Below are 19007 nucleotides of genomic sequence, written 5' to 3'. Positions count from 1 at the left end.
GATTGCGGAGTATACCATAAGGGGAAAGGCGGCGCCGGGTTGAAGCCGAAGGTTCTGGCGGTTCTGGCCGCATGGGTCATCTGCGCAGGCGCGCTCATCTTCGCGCTCGTGCAGATGCAGTCCTACGCCCAGACCATCAACAACGCCGGAGTCGTCCGCGGGGGCACCCAGCAATCCGTGAAGCTCGCGCTCTCCGGAAAGCCCAACGACGCCATCGTGGCACGCGTCGACGATCTGATCGACCGGCTCTTCCTCGAGGAGGAGAAACGGCCGATCGAATCGAACGCCTCCCGCGAGTTCACCGACGACCTCGAGCAGGTGAGCGGCACCTGGCAGCTCATCAAGGAGCAGTTCGCGGCCATGGAGGACGGCGGGGGGTCGCCCGAGCGCCTCCTCGAGCTCTCCGAGGCGCATTTCGCCCAGGCCGACGCCATGGTGCTCTCCGCCCAGCACCGCGCTGAGCGCGACCTGCTGTGGACCATCGTCGGCTGCATCGCGCTCGTGGTGCTGGTGTCCACCATCGTCGCGCTCAGAGAGCGCACCTACCACATCGAGCAGCAGCGCGCCTACGACACCGACCGTTTGACCGGCGGCTACAACGAGACCGCGTTCGAGCGCCTCGCCGGGGAGGCCGTGCGCTCAGCCCCGCCGCGCTCCTATCTGGCGGTGTACACCAACGTCGAGAACTTCCGCGTGATCAACGAGTCGTTCGGCCGTCCCGCCGGCGACGACGTCATCCGAGCGCTGCACGACCTGCTGAGGCAGGCGGCGCGGCGCGGTGAAATCGTGGCGCATCTGAACGCCGACCATTTCGCCCTGCTGCTGCGCAACTCCGGCGCGCGGGTAGAGCTTCTGGCCGCCCAGGTGGCCGCGCAGCTCAAAGTGCGCGACGACCTGCCGTTCTCCGACCGCCTCGTCTGCGGCTACGGCGTCTTCGAGCTGACGGGCGAGGACGGCGACGTGGCCACGGGCATCAGCAACGCCGCCGTCGTGCTGAAGGAGGGCACGGGCACCGACCTCATCGCCCGCTACGACGACGAGTTCCGCTCCACCCTGGCCTTCCGGCAAAGCGTCGTGCGCCACATGGCCGAGGCGCTCGAGCGCGGCGAGTTCGCCGCGTACGTCCAACCGCAGTTCTCGCTCAAGGACGGCGGTTTTATCGGCGGCGAGATGCTGTGCCGTTGGGACTCCCCCGACCTGGGATTCCTCACGCCCGACCGCTTCATCCCGCTGTTCGAGCGCAACGGCTTCGTCGTGGAGCTGGACTTCCACATGCTGGAGCAGGCCTGCCGGCGGCTCCAGCCCGCGCTATCCGCGCAGACCGGGGACGCGCCGCATCTGGCGGTCAACCTCTCGCGCATCACCCTCATGCAGAACGGCTTCGAGGAGCGCTTCGCCCGCCTGGTCGAGCAGTGGAGCGTATCCCCGCCCCGCCTGCACCTCGAGGTCACCGAGAGCGCGTTCGCCGTCGACGAGGAGGCGGTCATCCGCATCCTCGCCAACCTGCAGGCCCAGGGCTTCCCCATCGCCGTCGACGACTTCGGCACGGGCTACTCGTCGCTGTCGCTTTTGCGCCGGATGCCCATCGACGTGCTGAAGATTGACCGCGGCTTCCTCTCGGAGAGCGAGGACGACGTCCGCTCGCGCCGCGTGCTGGAAAGCGTCATCGACCTGGCCCGCGACCTGGGCGTGAAGACGGTGTGCGAGGGCATCGAGACGCGCGAGCAGGCCCAGCTGCTCCACGACCTGGGATGCGAGATCGGCCAAGGCTACGTGTTCGCGCGCCCCCTGCCCTTCGAGGAGTTCGCAGCGCGCTACAGCCCGGATGCGGCGGGATGAGACGAAGGGACGGGGAATGCGACGATGCCCCTTTGACTCATTCCCCCGCCGCCGCAGAGCGCTGGAGGGCGAGGAAGGTGTCGTCCACGGAGGACACCGTGCCGTCGGCGAAGCTGAAAGACACCATCACCTGCTGCTCCTCCCCCGTCTCCGCCTCGCGCACGGTGACGTAGGCTTTCTCCAGGGGGCCGACGACGATGCGCTCGTCCACCACCTCCCAGGTGCCGCCGAGGCTCTCCCCCAGGCGGGCGGCTATCTCCGCGCGGTTCTCGTCGGCGCGCTCGTCCACGAGGGCCTGCAGCTTGTCGATGCGCTCCTGGCCCTCGTTCATCTTCTCCACAACGTCCAGCTTCTCCTGGATCTCCCGCGCGGCCTCCCGGCGCTCCTCGGCGTGCTCCACGCGGTCGCGCAACATGCCCATCCTACCGAACCCGGCGGCGTAGGAGAACGCGCCATAGGCGGCGATCACCAGAACCGTCCCTATCATCACCAACGCATAGGTCACCTTGGTCCGGCGCGCGTAGAGCACCTCCCTGCGCGCGTTCAGCATGCCCAGCAGGTCGTACGTGCCCGCGCCCGCCTCGCCCTCGTAGTCGGAGAACAGGGCGAGGAGCCGCTTCACCTCCTCCTTGCCGAGCGTTCCCACAAAGGGCCGCAGATGCTTGCCCACCTGGAGGAGGAACCGCTCGTCGCGCAGCGCCGACGAGCGCCGCTTCGGCTCCAGGAAATCCGCCAGGCTCTCCCCGCGCGCCAGCAGCGCGGACACCTCGTCCAGCCACTCGCGTGCCTGCCGCGCCTCGCGCGCGTCCTCCCGAAGGCTCTCGCGGATGATGTCGGAGGCCGGGAAGCCGTCCCCTCCTTCGAGCGCCGCGCCTTCGGGATATTCGCCGGGCTCCTCCGCGCCGTCGGCGAACAGGCTGCGCCTTGGCGCCCCGGCGCTTGCGATGAGGGCGGGCGGCTCCGATGGGCGTTGCGGCGCGGAACGGCCCGGCACCCCGTCGCGGCCGCCGGGCCGCTCGCCGTCGCGGCCGCCGCCGGCACGCCGCTCGCTCCCAGCACGCCGCGCGCCGCCGTCGCTCCCACCCCCGGCGGGCTTCGCCCCCGCGCCCGCCTCGGCCGCCGCCTGCGCAGCCGGCGCGTCCATGACGGACGACACCCGGCCCGCCTTGTCGTCGGCCCACAGGAGCGCGCGCTCGTAGGCGGCCTGGACCAGCTGGAACTCCTCGGGATGGTCCTCGGGATGGTGCTGTGCCACCTGGCGCGCGTAGGCCCGCTTGATCTCGCGCTTCTTCTTCGTCGGCCGGATGCCCAGAATGTCCCAGATGTCCACGCTATTCCTCCCACTTCCAGAAGATGCCGTCGCTCTCCTTCATGGAGTCGATGAGGTCGAGGATCTCGCCGAACTCGCGGGTTTTCTGGGAGAAGATGCGCGCGCTGTTCGATCTCGCGACGCGCTCGTACTGGGCGAGCAGCCCCACCAGGTAGTCGCGCGTCTCCTCGTCGCTCTCGGCCGCCATGCGCAGCGCGCGCTCCACCAGGCAGTCGTGGTCGAGCGTACGGGAGTCGCTGGCCACCGCCAGCTTCACGGAGTCGATGCGCGCCACGGCCCGCTTGTCAGCCGACCACCCGTCACCTGCGTACACGAGCCGCGTCACCTTCCCCGTGGAAAGCACCTTCGCCTCCACAGCCAGGATGGCGTTGATGTCGTAGGTGTACGTAAGCTCCATCGCCTCGCATTCCTTGCGGTTCACGGGTATCTTCACCTCGAACTCGGTAAGCTTCGCGTTGTCCTTGGCGTAGACGCCCTCGCCTTGGTACACCGCGATGCGGATGCCCTTCTGGCCCGGCACCGTCGCCGAGTACCGGTTGGTGGCGCTCGAGGGAAGGATGGTGTTGCGTGGGATGAGCACCGAGGCCAGCTCGTAATACGGCGGGTCCGGGTTGCTCACCGCCGTGCTGAGCGAGAAGGGGCAGATGTCGGTGAGCACGATGTCGCGTACTTCGCTTGCGCGCTGCTTGATGCCCACGTAGGCGCCCAGCCCGCGCGCCACCGCCACGTCGCAGTCGCCGTCGTCGGTCACGCCCACGTTCAGCAGCTCGGCCAGGTAGCTTCGCACGATGGGCATGTGGCACGACCCTCCCACCAGCACCACCTTGGATATATCCTCGCTGGGGATGTCGGAATCGTACACGGCCTGCTTGATGGGCTTCTTCATGCGGTCGAACAGGCCGTCGGCAAGCTTGAACAGCAACGCGTTCGTAAGCGTCGCCGGCCGGGGCAGCTGCGGGAGGGGGCTTCGCACCTCCGCCACGTCGCTAACCTGCAGCGCGCGCTTGGCCCGCTCCGCCGTGCGCAGGACGCTCTCCTGGGCGCAGCGGTCCAGCTCGTCGAAGGACGCGCCGTTCTCCCGGCACAGCAGGCTCGCGATGATGCGGTCGAAGTCGCTGCCGCCCAGGCGGTTGTCGCCCGACACCGCGCTGATGCCCACGACGTTGTCGAAGCAGTCCACCACCGACACGTCCAGCGTGCCGCCGCCGAAGTCGAACACCACGAACGCCTCGTCCACCCCCTGCTCGTGGACGGAGAGGGCCGCCGCCGAGGGCTCGTTCACCAGGCGCTCCACCCGCACGCCCGCAAGCGCGCCCGCCTGCTTGGTGGCCGCGCGCTGCGCCACGTCGAAGTACGCCGGCACGCTGACCACCGCCTCCTCCACCGGCTCGCCCAAAAACGCCTCGGCATCGGCGCACAGCTGCCTGATCACCAAAGAGGAAAGCTCGGCGGGAGTGAACTTCCTCCTGCCGAGCTTCACGGTTGCATCGGTCCCCATCAGGCGCTTGAACAGCGACGCAGTGCGCTCGGGCTGCGAGATGAGCCGCTCCTTGGCCAACTTGCCCACCGTTACCTGGTTCTGGGAGTCCACATGCACCACGCTGGGCGTGAGGAACTCGCCGAACCGGTTGGGGATGAGCACGCTCTCGCCGTCGACGAACGCCGCCGCCAGGCTGTTGGTGGTACCGAGATCGATGCCGATGAGGGCCATGGCGCCTCGCTTTCCGCTGGAAACCAAATCCTATCGATTCGGTTCCATTATACCGAAAGGAGGCGCCCTGTCCCCGGGTTAATTGCCGGCGGCGCGTGCGGCTTGGTAGGCTTCCACCAGCTTCTTGGTCACGTCGGCCGGCGCGGGGTCGTAGCCCTCGAGCTCGATGGTGTAGCTGCCCGAGCCGCGCGTGATGGAACGCAGGTCCTTGGTATAGGTGACCACCTCGGCGTAGGGCACGCGCACCATGATGACCGTCTCGCCCGCGTCGTTGGAGTCGGTGCCCACGATGCGGCCGCGCCTCGTGGAGATGTCGCCCATCACGGCGCCGGCGTAGTCCTCGCCCACCGTGACGTTGAGGTTGGCCATCGGCTCGAGCAGGATGGGATCGGCCTTCTCGCACGCGGCGCGGAAGCCGATGCGCGCGGCCGTCTTGAACGCCATCTCGTTGGAGTCGACCGCATGGTACGAACCGTCGTACACGGCGCACTTGATGTCCTCCATGGGGTATCCCGCCAAGAAGCCCTCGGCCATGGCATCCTGCACGCCCTTGTCGATGGCCGGCAGGTAGCCGCGCGGGATCTTGCCGCCCACGATCTCGTCGATGAACTCGTAGCCCGCGCCGGGGTTGGGCTCCAGGCGCAGCCAGCAGTCGCCGAACTGGCCGGCGCCGCCCGTCTGCTTCTTGTGGCGGCCCTGCGCCTCGGCCTTCTTGCGGATGGTCTCGCGGTACGGGATGCGCACGGCCACGAGCTTCGCCTCGACGCCCGTCTGCTCCTTGAGGCGCGCGAGCAGCGTCTCCACCTGGGCCTCGCCCATGGCGGTGATCACGGTCTGGTGCGTCTCCTCGCTGCGGCTCACGCGCAGGGTGGGATCGTTCTCCACCGCGCGCGACAGGAACGTGCCCAGCTTGTCCTCGTCCTTCTTGTTGACGGCCTCGATGGCCACGGGGTACTGCGGCACGGGCAGCGGCAGCGGGTCGATGGCCACGTCGCCGGACTTCGACAGCGTGTCGCCGGCGCGCGTGTCGGTAAGCTTGGGCACCACGATGATATCGCCGGCCTTGGCGCTCTTCACGTCGGTGGCCTCCTTGCCCATCATCACGTAGAGGTGCCCCAGGCGGTCCTTCTTGCCCGTGCGCGCGTTCACCAGCTCCATGCCCGGCTCGAGGATGCCCGAGATCACCTTCACGAAGCTCAGGCGCCCCACGAACGGGTCGGACACGGTCTTGAACACGAACGCGGCCGGCTCGCCGCTCTCGTCCACCAGCGTCTCCTCGCCGTTGGCCAGGCGGAAGCGGCCGTGGTGGCGCGGGTGCGGGAAGTAGGTGGCGATGTCCTCCATGACGCCCTGGATGCCCTGCTCGATGATGGTGGAGCCCACGAACACGGGGATGAACAGCTCCTGGGCGATGGCCTTGTCGAGCAGCTGCTCGAGCTCCTCCTGCGTGAGCTGCTCCTCGCCGTCGAGGTACTTCATCATCAGCTCGTCGTCGGCCTCGGCCACCAGATCGCACAGCTTGTCGCGCGCGGCCTGGGCGGCGTCGGCGTAGTCGGCCGGGATGTCCTCGATGCGCTCCTGCTCGCTGCCCTTGTCGAAGTAGCGGGCCTTCATGCGGATGATGTCGATGACGCCCTGGAAATCCTTGTCGACGCCGATGGGGATGGTCACCGGCCCCAGGCGCGAGCCGAAGCGCGCGTGCAGCAGCGCCATGGCCGTGTCGAAGTCGGCGTTCTCGCGGTCGATGTGGTTGATGAACACGGCGCGCGACAGGCGCATGTCCTCGGCCGCCCGCCACAGCTTCGTGGTCATGACCTGCGGGCCCGCCACGGCGTCCACCACAAAGAGCGCCATCTCGGCCGCCTGCATGGTGGCCAGCGTGTCGCCGATGAAGTCGGGATGGCCGGAGGTGTCCAGCAAATTGATCTTGTAGTCCTTGTAGGGGATGGGGGCGATGGACGTGCCGATGGTGAACTTGCGCCGGATCTCCTCCTCGTCGTAGTCGAGGTAGGATTTCCCGTCGTGCGTCGTGCCCATGCGGGGCGTACGGCCGGAGACGTGCAGCATCGCCTCGGCGAGCGATGTCTTGCCGGCGCCGTCTTGGCCGACCAGCACGATGTTTCGCACGTGTTCGGTAGCAGGAGCTGCCATGTGGACCACCAACCTTCCCGGTAACCTCAAACATCAAACGCGAACATGAAACCTCATGAACCGTAGTGTATCGCAAACGGCCGCGTTCGACGTCCACAACGCCGGAATTGGGCGCGCGGCGAACGGGCCGAAGCGCGCCGTGAAAAGCGGCGGCCCCGGGAACTCCGGGGCCGCCGACGGGCTACTTCTTGTTGGGGCGCTTGCCGCCTGCGCGCTTGCCCTTGGCGGGCTTCGCCGGCGCCTGCTTGGCCGCGGCGGCCTTCACGGCCTTCTTCGAAGACTGGGCGCTCGCCATGGCGTTGGGGTTGCCGAACTGGAAGCGGCCGACCTCGGGCCCGAACTTCTTCACGAGCTTCGCGTAATGGGGCTCGCGCGTCTTCCACATGGCGTAGAGCGGGCTCGCCACCGCGATGGACGAGTACGAGCCGCACACCAGGCCGATGACCATGGCGAAGGCGAAGTCCTTGAGCGTCTCGCCGCCGAACAAGAGCATGGCCAGCACCGGGATGAGCGAGGTCAGGGTGGTGTTGATGGTGCGCACGAGCACCTGGTTGATGGAGTGGTTCGCCATCGTCATGAACGTGCACTTGATGTCGTCGGACTGCATGTTGTCGTTGATGCGGTGGAACACCACCACGGTGTCGTAGAGCGAGTAGCCCAAGATGGTGAGCAGCGCGGCGATGGTGTTGGGGTTCACCTCGCGGCCCACGAGCGCGTAGATGCCCATGACCAGCACCAGGTCGTGCAGCAGCGCCACGATGGCGGTGACGCCCATCTTATACTCGAAGCGGATGGCGATGTAGATGATGATGAGCACGATGGACACCAGAAACGCGATGAGCGACGACTGGATGACGCTCGCGCCCCAGTCGGGCCCGATGGTGGTCACCTCGAAGCTGTCGGTGGAAAGGCCCAGCTTATCGGCCACGTCGTTGGCGCGCGAGGTGGCCTCCTCGGCGCTCGTGGTGGTGGTGCGCACGAGGAAGCCCTCGTCGCCGTCGGCGTTGGTGGTCTGGATGACGGCGTCGGGCTCGCCCGCCTCGTCGAAGGCGGCGCGCATCTGCTCGGTGGTCACGTCCCCCGTGCCGTGGAACGACACCGACGTGCCGCCCACGAACTCGATGCCGAAGTTGAGCCCCTTCACGCCCACGATGGCCAGCGACACGCACACGAGCACGGCGGCCACGGTGAGGAACACGCGGCGGTACCCGAGGAAGTTGATGTCGTGCTTGATGAACTTGCCGCGCGGCTTGCGCGCCGCCTTCGCGGCCGAGGCGCCCTCGGCCCCGTCGCGCGCCTCGGCCACCTGGGAGGACTCGGAGGCGTTGATGGCCTCGCCCGCCTCGGCGGCCGCGGCGCTCGTGCCCTCGGCAGCCGCGAGGGCCGCGTAGTCCTTCGAGGCGGCGATGCTGTCCTTCACGCCCCAGAAGCCGGGATGGCGCGCGATCACCTTCGGCGCGAGCACGCGGATGAGCGGCGCCTTGAACAGGAGCATCATGGCGATGTCGCACACGATGCCGAGCGCGAGCGTCAATCCGAAGCCCTTGACCGAGGCGCTGGCCAGGAAGAACAGCGACAGCGCCGACACCAGCGTGACGAGGTCGGCGTCCACCGAGGTGATGATGGCGTGCTTGACGCCGGTGATGGACGCGGCGCGCACGCTGCGTCCCATGCGTATCTCCTCGCGGAAGCGCTCCATGGTGAGGATGGAGGAGTCGGCCGCCATGCCGATGGTGAGCACGATGCCCGCGATGCCCGCGAGCGACAGGCTGAACAGGCCGAACGCGGAAAGCGTCGCCAGGATGCCCAGATAGAGCACCGCGAAGATCATCATGGCCGCCGCGGTGATGAGGCCGAGGCCACGATAGAAGAACAAAAGGTAGAGCATGACCACGGCCAGGCCGATGAGCGCCACCAGCACGCCGGATGCCAGCGCGTCCTGGCCGAGCGTCGGGCCGACGGTCTGGCTCTGCGCGTATTCGAAGCTCACGGGAAGCGAGCCGCTTTCGAGCACCGTCTGGAGCGCCTTGGCCTCGTCGAGCGTGTAGCCGCCGGTGATCTGCACGTCGCCGTTCAGGATCTCATCCTGGATGGCGGGGGCCTGCTGCACCTCGTTGTCCAGGATGATGACGATCTTGCCGTGCTCGCCCACGAGCTCCTTCGAGGCCTCGGCGAACGCGGCGGTGCCCTCGGCGTCGAGCTTGAGGTTCACGGCGTAGTCGGTGGCCGTCTCGGAGGGCTTGCCGATGCTCACGTTAGTGATGTTGGCGCCCGTGACGAGCGGCGTGTACGTGCCGTCCTCCACCTTGAGGTGCTCGGTGGTGCCCGAGGGCAGCGAGTTGCCGAACTCGTCGGTGATGACGCCCTCGCCGGTGGCCTGGCCGTTGTCGATCTTGGTCTTCGCGTCCTCGTCGGTGAACGAGTCGAGGCGGGCGAACTCCAGCTTGCCGGTCTTGCCGATGGTGTTGAGCGCATCCTCGGTGTTCGTGAGGCCGGGGATCTGTACGAGGATCTGGTCGGCGCCCTGCACCTGCACCACGGCCTCCGAGGCGCCGAGCGCGTTCACGCGGCTCTCGATGATGGCGCGGCTCTTCTCCATGTCCTCGCCCGTGACCTGGGCGCCGTCCGCACCCTTCGCCGTGAGCACCACCGACAGGCCGCCCTGGATGTCCAGGCCCTGGTTGATCTTCTCCTGCGGCGGCGTGAACATGATCACGGACCCGATGACCAGCAGGGTCGTGATGATGAGGAGCCAGACGTTGCGCCGGTCCGTGGTGCGGCTCGGCTTCTTCTTCGGTTTCTGGGCTGTCGCCATGGAGATTTCTCCCTCGCTCATTATTCGGTGTCTCTCGCGACGCGCGGAGGCTTCCGGCACGTCAACTGTCCTATTGTGCCACAAAACTCCGATTGCGGACACTCCGTGTTCCAAATCAGGGGACAACGGGACGGGGTCGACGTCCCGTTCCGGCAGAGGCCTAGTAGTCCTTGGCGGCGGGGCTCGCCATCCATTCCTGGTAGAACTCCTCGTACGCGCCCGCCAGCACGGCTTCGCGGGCGCGGCGCATGAGGTCGATGAGGTAGTGCAGGTTGTGGATGGAGAGCAGGATGCCGCCGAGCATCTCGTTTTGCTTCACGAGATGGCGGATATAGGCGCGGCTGTGGTTTTGGCACGTGGGGCACGTGCACGCCGGGTCGAGCGGGCCGAAGTCGCGCGTGAACTTCGCGTTGCGCATGTTCATGCGGCCCGTGCTGCTGAAGGCGGTGCCCATGCGGGCCGTGCGCGTGGGCAGCACGCAGTCGAACATGTCCACGCCCTCGCGCACCGCGCGCACGAGCGTGGTGGGGTTGCCCACGCCCATGAGGTAGCGCGGGCGGTCCTCCGGGCAGGCGCGGGCCACGGGGCCGAGGGTCTCAAACATCACCTCGTGGTCCTCGCCCACCGAGTAGCCGCCGATGCCGAAGCCGCCGAACCTGCGGCCGCCCGCGCTGAGGCTCTCGTCTTCGATCTCGCGCAGACGGCGGATGGACTCAAGGCGCAGATCGAGTTCCATGCCGCCCTGCACGATGCCGAAGAGCGTCTGATCGGGCCGTTTGTGCGCGGCCAGGCAGCGGCGCGCCCAGTTGGCCGAGAGGTCCACGGCCTTCGCGACGAACGCGCGCTCGGCCGGGTACGGGGTGCACTGGTCGAGCTGCATGGCGATATCCGCGCCCAGCTGCTCTTGGATGGCCATGTTCGACTCGGGCGTCCAGCGCACCTTCGAGCCGTCGTAGATGGAGCGGAACGTGAGGCCGTCATCATCGAGCTTGAGCGTGTCGGCCAGGCTGAACACCTGGAAGCCGCCCGAGTCGGTGAGCATGGGGCCGTCGTAGTTCATGAAGCGGTGCACGCCGCCCGCCTCGGCCACCACGTCGGCACCGGGACGCAGCGAGAGGTGGTACGTGTTCGCAAGCACCACCTGGCTGTTCAAATCGCGCAGCTGGCCTGCGGTGACTCCCTTCACCGTGGCCGAGGTGCCCACGGGCATGAACATCGGCGTCTGGAAGGAGCCGTGCGCCGTCTCGTACGTGAGCGCGCGGGCGTGGCCGCTTTGCGCGTCGCAGGTGCAGTCGAAGAGGGCCACGGCTAGCCCTCGATCCCGCTGATGGCGAAGCCCGCGCCGGGGGCGTCGATGCGCGCGCCGGCCGCGAGGTTCTCCGCAAGCGCCCGCTCGCGCGCGGCGGCGCCTACGAGGCCGGTTTCGATGCCGTCGGCCGGGTCCGCGCACACGGGCAGCGCCTCGGCCCACGCGGCGAACTCTTCCATCGTGCCATGCTTCACGCCCGCCAGGTCGAAGCCGCCGTCCGTCGGATCGAGCAGATGGTCGATGACCAGGAACGCGTCGGCCCCGAGCGAGCGGATGCCCAGGTCCTCCACCGTGTTGTTCCCCACCATGAGCACGTCTGCGCCGTGCACGCCGGCCGCGGCCAGGTTCTCGGCGTAGTAGGCGGGCTTGGGCTTCACGCTCGTGGAGTTCATGAAGGTGGTGAGGCGCGCGAACTTGTCCGGGTCGACGCCCGCCCACTCGAGGCGCCACCGCACGGCGCGCTCAGGGAACATGGGCATCGTGGCCAGCACGAGCGGGTAGCCCTTGGCCGCGAGCGCGTCCACGGCGCGCGCCGCCGCCGGGTTCGGCGCCACGTCCGCGCCCAGCTCGCCGAACGGCCCCTCGTAGAAGCGGTCGAGCTCGACCTGCCAATCGCACGCGTCGGCGTCGACGTGCGCGAACCAGCCCTCCCAGAACGCCTCGCTGTTCGGGCGGCCGTCGTCGTGGGCGGCCATGTTCTCGATGCCGGCCTTCATGCCGGCCATGAACGCCTCGGGCGCCACGCCGAAACGCGCGACGTAGCCGCCGAGCGCGGCGAAGTACGAGCGCATGAACTCATCGATCTCCATGGGGAGCAGGGTTCCGTCCAAGTCGAAGAAGATGGCCCGGTAGGCCGGTGCGGTGCGTTCGCTCATTGCGTCGTCCTTCTGTTCGTCGGCATGCGTTTTGTTCGACGTGGTAGTATACGATGGATGCGAAGGAGCGTGCGAAACCCGATGAAATTGCTACTTCATGCCTGCTGCGGACCGTGCTCGCTCGAGCCGACGCGCATCCTGCGCGCGGCCGGACACGACCTGACCATATACTATGCGAACTCGAACATCGCGCCGGCCGAGGAGTACGCGCGCCGGCGAGACACGCTCGCCGCCTGGGCCGAGAGCGAGGGGCTGCCCGTGGTCGAGGGCCCCTACGCGCCGGATGCGTGGGAGGGCGCGGCCGGACGCTTCGGGCTGTGCGACGGCGATCCCGCAGCGCGCGAGCAACGCTGCCGCGCCTGCTATCGCCTGCGGTTCGAGGAGGCCGCGCGTGTCGCCGCCGAGCGGGGCTTCGACGCCGTGGGCACCACGCTCTCGGTGAGCCCCTACCAGTACACCGAGGCCATCCGCGAGGAGCTGGAGCGCGCCGCCGCAGGTGCGGGTGTGGCCGCCTTGTTCGAGGATTACCGGCCGTACTACGAGGAGGCCACGCGCCGCAGCCGGAGGCTAAGCATGTACCGGCAGAACTACTGCGGCTGCCGCTTCTCCGCGGCCGAGGCCGCTGCCGAACGAGCCGAGCGCAAGCGGGCGCGCGCCGCCGAGCGCGAGGCCGAGGCCGCCGCGCATGCCGAGGAGCGCGCCGCCGAGGAGGCCGCCCGCGCCGCCAAACGCGCCGAGCGAGCGGCCTACGCCGAGAAGCAGGCCCGCAAGCGCGCCGCCCTGCGCGCCCTCCGCGAGCAGAAGCGCGACTGAGACCCTATTGTCGACCGAAACACACGCATGAGCCCCCTGTGGCGTGTGTTTCGGTCGACAATGCCGCGCCGGAACGACAGGCGTCGGAAGAACTTCGCCATCCCCTGCAACAATTCGGCCCGGAATTCCGTATCATCAGGTGAGGAGGTTGGAAACCATGAGAAACCATCACGCACGTGCACGTTTGCTCGCCTTGCTTTGCGCGGCGGGACTGGCCTTGTGCCTCGCCGCAGGGTGCGCCGCCGAAACGCCGGGGGAAGCGCCCGAACCCGTGGCGAGCGAGCAGCCAGCTGCGACCGAGCCGGAAAGCGAGCCGTCCGCAGCGACGGAGCCCGAACCCGCAAGCGAGCCCGCAGAACCGCAGACCGCATCCTTCGACATGCAGAGCTACACGGTGACGCTGCCCGAACCGCTCGCGTCCGAATGCTCGTTCGCCGTCGGCGAGGAAAGCCCCGCCCCCGGCGCAACGTGGGTCGGAGACGCCGTCAACGTCGTGCGCGACGGCTATGGCCTGTTCACCGTCGCCTGCTACTCGGATGACTGGGGTCCGCAGGGGATGTTCCGCACGCTGAGGCTCGGCCCTTCCGCTGCGATCGAGGGCACGTCCGTCTGGCTGATCCAGCCGATGGAGGACCAGCGGGGCGAAGAGGTGCCGGATCAGCGCGAGACGTACGCGACGTACGTGACCCTTCGCTGAGCGCATGAGGAAAGCCCCCCTCGCGGACGTCGCCGCGGCCATCGACTCCTGCGGCAACGCCGTCTTGCACCTGGCGCTTTGCAGGACCGGAAGTCGCGCCGACGCGGAGGACGTGTTCCAAAACGTCTTTCTGCGCCTCCATCAGAGCGCCCCGAAGCTCGAGAGCGAGGAGCACCTGAGAGCCTGGCTGCTCCGCGTGACCGTGAACTGCTGCAACGACTGGCACCGCGAGGCGCGCAAGCACCCCCGGACCGCGTTCGACGAGGCCATCGCCGTGGAGGGCCGAGGCGGCCTGCCCGACGACGAGGCCGACGAGTTGCGGCGCGCCGTCGCCCAGCTGCCCGCGCGGCAGCAGACCGCCCTGCACCTCTTCTACTTCGAAGGGTATTCCACCGAGGAGGTCGCGCGGATCACCGGCGAGCGCCCGGCCACCGTCAGGTCGCATCTGCACCGCGCGCGCAAGACGCTCAAGATCATGCTGGAAGGAGGCCGCGATGCGTGAATCCGACTTCCGCGACGCCTACCGGAAGGCCCACCAAGGCGTCGAGGTCACCGAGGACCTCAAGCGAAGGACGCTCGCGTTCGTCGCCGCCGAACCCGCGCCCGCCAAGCCGCGCGCCCGCTGGAAGCTGGCGGCCGCCGCCTGCCTCGCGGTCGTCATGGTCGCGGCGGGGCTGACCCTCGCGCTGCCGTCCGACGATGTCGGCCGCGACGCGCAGCCCGAGCCGCCCGCGCGAGCAGGATTCTCCCTCCTCGCCTACGCGGCGACAACCGGCGAGCCGCTCGAGCCCGCCGAGGACGGCTCCATCGTGTTTGAGCGCAGCCTCGGCGAGCTGGCGTCCAAAGACTTCTACGCCACGGAAGGATGCTACACGGGCTGCCTGTTCAGCGTGCAGGGCGAGGGCATCGTGCGCGTGCAGGCCACCACGAGCCGTGGACAGCTTTACCGGCAAACCTACGAGGAGTTCAGGATGGGCGACGAGCCGCAGAAGTGGCTCGAGGCGCTTTCCTGGGATCCGACGAAGCGCGGCACGGGCGCTTATTACAGCGAATACGATAACGTGACGCCCATGAAAACGGATCCTGCGAGGAGCACCGACGACCCCGACGCAACGGTGCGCGTGCTGCTGTCGAAGAAGCTGGGCGCCACCGTCGACGTGCCCATGGAGCCCGGCGAGGCGGAAGGCTACCGCTTCGGCCTGTGGACGAACGATCCGTATGCCGAAGGGTACGACCCCGGCGAGGCGGTCATCGGCCTGTTCGAAGGCGAGACGCTCACGATCACCGTGGAATTCGAGGATGGGAGCATGTCCACCAAGTCCGTCGACCTGCATGCGACGGATGTGGAGCTGGAACGCGGCTTCGTCGCCCGCACGCTCGTCGGCGAGGTGTTCGACGAAAGCGACGGCCCCTTCCCCGCCCCGCTCGACCAGGCGAACGAGCTCGAAAGCGCCGTGGAGCCGCCGGCCCAGCTCGGAAGGGAGTCCGACGCGGCGACGGAGACGCTCATGGACGGCGGCGACTTCGTGCTCCCCGCCTCCCGCGTGCTCGGTCCCAGCGACAGCGCCCTGCTCGCCGAGGCGAACCAGACGTTCACGCGGGGCAACGGCACGACGTTCTGCGGCGAAGGCGACGGCATGCTCGAGATCTCCAACGTGCGGGCCGACCTGTCGCGACGGCTGCCGGACGGCGTGGACGCCATGGACACCGAGGTCGTGCGGTTCGACACGCTCTCATACTTCAACAAATGCCAGGACGAGCTGCACGGCTTCACCATCTCCGAGGACGGGAGGATCAGCGGCTACTACCTCTACGTGGCTGTTTCCATGGACGTGACGAACCGCGGCGACGCCCCGGCATGGAAGAGCACGTCGAACTTCTCGAAGCTCGCGATGCGGCGGGCCGACGGGCTCTGCCTGCGGCTCAACACGCTCCTGCTGTACAGCGACTGGTGGGGCCATGACCGCGCGAGCGAGGATTTCGAGACGCGCACCCTGCTCCAACCCGGCGAGACGCGCCGGATGACGCAGGTGTTCGCCGCGCCCGCCGCCTACGCGGAAGCGGCGGGGCTGCTGTTCGTGGCGTTCGACTCGTTCACATCCGAGCCCTTCGAGGAGAACTACCACGCGTTCGATGTCGGCCAGGCGCGGTAAGGAGCGTGGACGAGTTCAAGCGCGTGCCGGGCCTTTCCATCGAGTCGTGGTATGAGATGACGTGGGAGGAATTGGGAATGGAGCCCTTGGCGGCGTCGGAACGCCTATAATAGGCTCTTCGACGAACCGACCGCGAACCGCCCGAAGGACCCACCCGTATGAAGACCTCCGATTTCGACTACGACCTGCCCGAAGAGCTCATCGCGCAGGAGCCCGCCGCCGAGCGCGATGGGTGCCGCCTGCTCGTCATGGACCGCGCGACCGGCGCGCTGGAGGACCGCATCTTCCGCGACATCGCCGACTACCTGCGCCCCGGCGACCTTCTGGTGGCCAACGAGACGCGCGTGATGCCGGCGCGCCTGCTGGGCGCGAAGCGCGGCACGGGCGGGGCGGCCGAGGTGTTCCTGCTGCGCCAGCACGGCACGCCCGTCGAGAACCGAAGCGCGCTCTGGGAGGTGCTCGTGCGCCCCGGCAAGCGCCTCAAGCCCGGAACGGGCGCGGTGGTGGACTTCACGGACGCCGCCGGCAACGTGGCGCTCTCGGCCGAGATCGTGGACTGGGCCGACGCCGCTCAGAGGGGCGAGCGCGTGGCGCGCCTCACCACGCCGCTGCCCTCCCTCGACGAGGCGCTGCACGCGGTGGGCCACACGCCGCTGCCGCCCTACATCAAGGACTACGCTGGCGACGAGGAGCTCTACCAGACCGTGTACTCGCGCCGCGAGAGCTCGGCAGCCGCGCCCACAGCGGGCTTGCATTTCACGCCCGAGCTCATCGCGCAGCTTCAGGATCAGGGCGTTCGCTGGGAGACGGTGGAGCTGGAGGTGGGCCTGGACACCTTCCGCATCGTGGACGAGGACGACCCCGAGAAGCACGTCATCCACACCGAGTTCTACACCGTGCCCGAGCGCACTGCGGCGGCCATCGCCGAGACGCGCGAGCGCGGCGGCCGCGTGGTGGCCGTGGGCACGACGAGCGTCCGCAGCCTCGAAAGCGCCTGGGACGCCGGGATGCGCGCCGTCACGCCCCGCGCGCGCGAGACGACCTCGCTCTACCTCCTGCCCGGCAGCGAGTTCCACGTGGTGGACGCCCTCGTCACGAACTTCCACGTGCCGCGCTCCACCCTCATGATGCTCGTGAGCGCCTTCTCCACGCGAGAGAACATCATGGCGGCGTACCGTCACGCCGTGGAGGAGCGCTACCGCATGCTCTCCTTCGGCGACGCGATGTTCATCTGCTAGAGCCCCCGAATGGCGGTGGAACGCGATCTTGCCGCGCACCCCGCGCAGACGGAATGACGTTTCATGGCAGATGCGTGCAGTAAGGGAGCCGTAAGGCCATGCGTTACACGGGCCAGTCAAATCTGCCCGATCCTCAGCAGGCGCGGGGACAGCGACGGCCGCCGAGGGATCGGCGGCCGTCGCAAGGAGGGAGGGGGCGATGTCGGAGGGAGCGCCTTACGACCAGGGCTCAAGCTTGTTGGCGTTGATGCCGGCGATGTAGGAGAACGCGAAGCCGGGGCCCAGCGTGCCGCCCGCGCCGTTGTAGAACAGGCCCGGGCCGCCGATGCCGGCGTTGTTGCCCGAGGCGTACAGGCGCGGGATGACCTCGCCCGTCACGCTGATGACCTCGGCGTTCTCATTCACCTTGAGGCCGCCCTTCGTGCACATGGGGTACGGCTCGCAGATCACGCAGTAGAACGGGCCCTGCGCGATGGGCGCGAGGCACGACTCGGGACGCGAGGTGCCGCCCTGGTCCCACAGCGTCTCGCCGCGGTGGAACTCGGGGTCGCGGCCCTCGGCGGCGTAGGCGTTGTACGACTCGACGGTCTTGGCGGCCGTCTCGCGGGCGAAGTCGTCGCGGAACGGGATCTGCTCGAGCAGCCCCTCGATGGTGTCGGCCTGGTAGGCCACCCACGAGCACAGGTTTCCGTCGGAGTCGCGCATCGTTGAGTTCTCGGCATCGGCCACCGTGGAGTCGCAGATGTAGAACGCGGGGATGTTCGTCCAGCTGGTGCCGTAGGTCGCGCCTTCTTCGTCGCCGCTCAGGCCCAGATCGCGGCCCCAGAACCCGTGCCACAGCGAGTCGTAGTCAACGGCCTCGTCCATGAAGCGGCGGCCGAACTTGTTCATGACGCACGAGCCCGACTTGCACATGAGGCCGTAGAACGTGCCCAGGCCGAAGTCGTTGTACTCGGTGGGGGCGTCGCACCACTCGTGGTAGGGCATGTCGGCCGGATCCACGCACACCACCTGGCCCCACGCGTAGGGCATGAGCGCGAGGTCGGCGCCGACGGCCTGGCCCATCAGGATGCCCTCGCCCTTGCAGGTGGCCACCTCCATGGTGCGGTTGGCCGGAATCTCCATGTAGGTGCGCTTCATCTCGTCGTTCCAGCCGAAGCCGCCGGCACCCAGGATGACCGCCTTGCTGGCCTTGATGTTGATCGTGCCCTTCTTCGATTCGGCCTGCACGCCCACGACCTCGGTGACGCCCTCGCCGTTCACGCGGGTGATCAGGCGCTTGGCCGTCGTGCCGGTGAGCACCTCGCCGCCGTACTTGCTCACGATGCCCTCCACCAGAGGATCGGTGACGAACGCGCCGGACGACGTGGTGCCGAAGGCGCCGGTCATCTGGCCGGCCTCGGTGGACTGCTTGCCCACGGGCGCGATGGTGCGCACCTGGTCCTTCGCGCCGGGGAACACGCCGTAGTGGTAGTCGATGCGCGGGCTGATCTCCCAGGAGAGGTCGGCCGTCTCGGCCAGGAAGTCGATGGCCTCGGGGCCGTACTTCAGGAACGCCTCGAGGATCTCGGGCGTGGACTTGCCCGCCGCCGTGGCGGTGACGTACGCGAGCGCGTCGTCGTAGGAGTCCAGGTTGTCGGCCATAGCCGTGGAGTTCAGCGGCATCCAGGTCTGGCCGTTGGAGGTGGCGGTGGTGCCGCCGGTCTTGTCGGCCGCCTCGATGATGATGACGCGGTCGCCCTCGGCGGCGGCCTTGCCCGCGCCGGTCAGCACGGTGCCCGAGCCCACCACGGCCACGTCGCATTCGTAGTCCCACTTCTCGGGGATGCCGGCGGCCGCGCTGCCGTTCTCCGCCGATGCGGACTGCGGCGCGCAGCCGGCGAGCGACGCGCCCGCCACGGCCGCTGCGGCGGCTCCGGCGAAGCCGAGGAAGCTGCGGCGCGAGAGCCCCGCGTTCGAAATCGATGCGTTCGCTTTGCTCTTTCCCATAACCCTTGTCCTCCTTGATGGACGGTTGCCTTCTTCGCCGCCCGGCGCCCCTTGCGTCCGGCGGCAGGGCAAAGACTAAAGCCGCCT

At 68.4% G+C, this 19007-nt stretch carries 13 protein-coding genes; 6 read left to right on the top strand and 7 right to left on the bottom strand.

Going from position 1 to position 19007, the window contains the following annotated elements:
* Positions 1-39: 39 nt before the first annotated feature.
* Complete coding sequence (locus FX134_RS13980) at positions 40-1839, top strand: putative bifunctional diguanylate cyclase/phosphodiesterase (protein ID WP_080803300.1); 1800 nt, start codon at positions 40-42, stop codon at positions 1837-1839.
* 37 nt (positions 1840-1876) lie between these two features.
* On the opposite strand, the gene FX134_RS13975 is transcribed toward FX134_RS13980, so the two are convergent.
* The 6 genes from FX134_RS13975 to FX134_RS13950 all read right to left on the bottom strand — a co-directional run bounded on the left by FX134_RS13975 (position 1877) and on the right by FX134_RS13950 (position 12030).
* Complete coding sequence (locus FX134_RS13975) at positions 1877-3169, bottom strand: DnaJ domain-containing protein (RefSeq protein ID WP_080803297.1); 1293 nt, start codon at positions 3167-3169, stop codon at positions 1877-1879.
* Position 3170: 1 nt separating this feature from the next.
* Positions 3171-4880 (bottom strand): Hsp70 family protein, encoded by a 1710-nt coding sequence (locus FX134_RS13970; protein WP_080803294.1) that lies wholly within the window; start codon positions 4878-4880, stop codon positions 3171-3173.
* Positions 4881-4958: 78 nt separating this feature from the next.
* On the bottom strand, positions 4959-7031 hold the full coding sequence (gene fusA, locus FX134_RS13965) for an elongation factor G (RefSeq protein ID WP_172623503.1): 2073 nt from the start codon (positions 7029-7031) through the stop codon (positions 4959-4961).
* Positions 7032-7212: 181 nt separating this feature from the next.
* The gene (secD, locus tag FX134_RS13960; protein WP_080803289.1) at positions 7213-9846 is read right to left on the bottom strand and encodes a protein translocase subunit SecD; all 2634 of its coding nucleotides are present in this window, start codon (positions 9844-9846) and stop codon (positions 7213-7215) included.
* Positions 9847-10006: 160 nt separating this feature from the next.
* A complete protein-coding gene (gene tgt / locus FX134_RS13955) occupies positions 10007-11152 on the bottom strand; it encodes a tRNA guanosine(34) transglycosylase Tgt (protein ID WP_080803288.1) in 1146 nt (381 codons plus the stop codon).
* A 2-nt stretch (positions 11153-11154) separates the two neighbouring features.
* Positions 11155-12030, bottom strand: coding sequence for an HAD family hydrolase (locus FX134_RS13950; protein WP_080803286.1), 876 nt, complete (start codon positions 12028-12030; stop codon positions 11155-11157).
* A gap of 81 nt (positions 12031-12111) precedes the next feature.
* Between FX134_RS13950 and FX134_RS13945 the strand changes: the two genes are divergently transcribed.
* From FX134_RS13945 to queA, 5 genes are all read left to right on the top strand, one after another.
* Positions 12112-12843, top strand: coding sequence for an epoxyqueuosine reductase QueH (locus FX134_RS13945; RefSeq protein WP_080803283.1), 732 nt, complete (start codon positions 12112-12114; stop codon positions 12841-12843).
* Between the two features lie 157 nt (positions 12844-13000).
* Positions 13001-13540, top strand: a complete 540-nt coding sequence (locus FX134_RS13940; RefSeq protein ID WP_143412214.1) for a hypothetical protein — start codon at positions 13001-13003, stop codon at positions 13538-13540.
* Positions 13541-13544: 4 nt separating this feature from the next.
* Positions 13545-14042 carry an RNA polymerase sigma factor gene (locus FX134_RS13935; protein WP_080803278.1) on the top strand — a complete coding sequence of 166 codons (498 nt, stop codon included), beginning with the start codon at positions 13545-13547 and terminating at the stop codon, positions 14040-14042.
* Positions 14035-15693 carry a hypothetical protein gene (locus FX134_RS13930; RefSeq protein ID WP_080803275.1) on the top strand — a complete coding sequence of 553 codons (1659 nt, stop codon included), beginning with the start codon at positions 14035-14037 and terminating at the stop codon, positions 15691-15693. The genes FX134_RS13935 and FX134_RS13930 overlap by 8 nt, the downstream gene beginning before the upstream one ends.
* 158 nt (positions 15694-15851) lie before the next feature.
* The gene (queA, locus tag FX134_RS13920; protein WP_080803269.1) at positions 15852-16931 is read left to right on the top strand and encodes a tRNA preQ1(34) S-adenosylmethionine ribosyltransferase-isomerase QueA; all 1080 of its coding nucleotides are present in this window, start codon (positions 15852-15854) and stop codon (positions 16929-16931) included.
* A 216-nt stretch (positions 16932-17147) separates the two neighbouring features.
* Here queA and FX134_RS13915 read toward each other — a convergent pair whose 3' ends face one another.
* Positions 17148-18920 carry an FAD-dependent oxidoreductase gene (locus FX134_RS13915; protein ID WP_080803266.1) on the bottom strand — a complete coding sequence of 591 codons (1773 nt, stop codon included), beginning with the start codon at positions 18918-18920 and terminating at the stop codon, positions 17148-17150.
* Positions 18921-19007: the final 87 nt, after the last annotated feature.

It is taken from the genome of Arabiibacter massiliensis (genome assembly GCF_902386925.1).
Lineage (GTDB): Bacteria > Actinomycetota > Coriobacteriia > Coriobacteriales > Eggerthellaceae > Arabiibacter > Arabiibacter massiliensis.
This window is presented reverse-complemented; position numbering and strand designations above follow the sequence as displayed.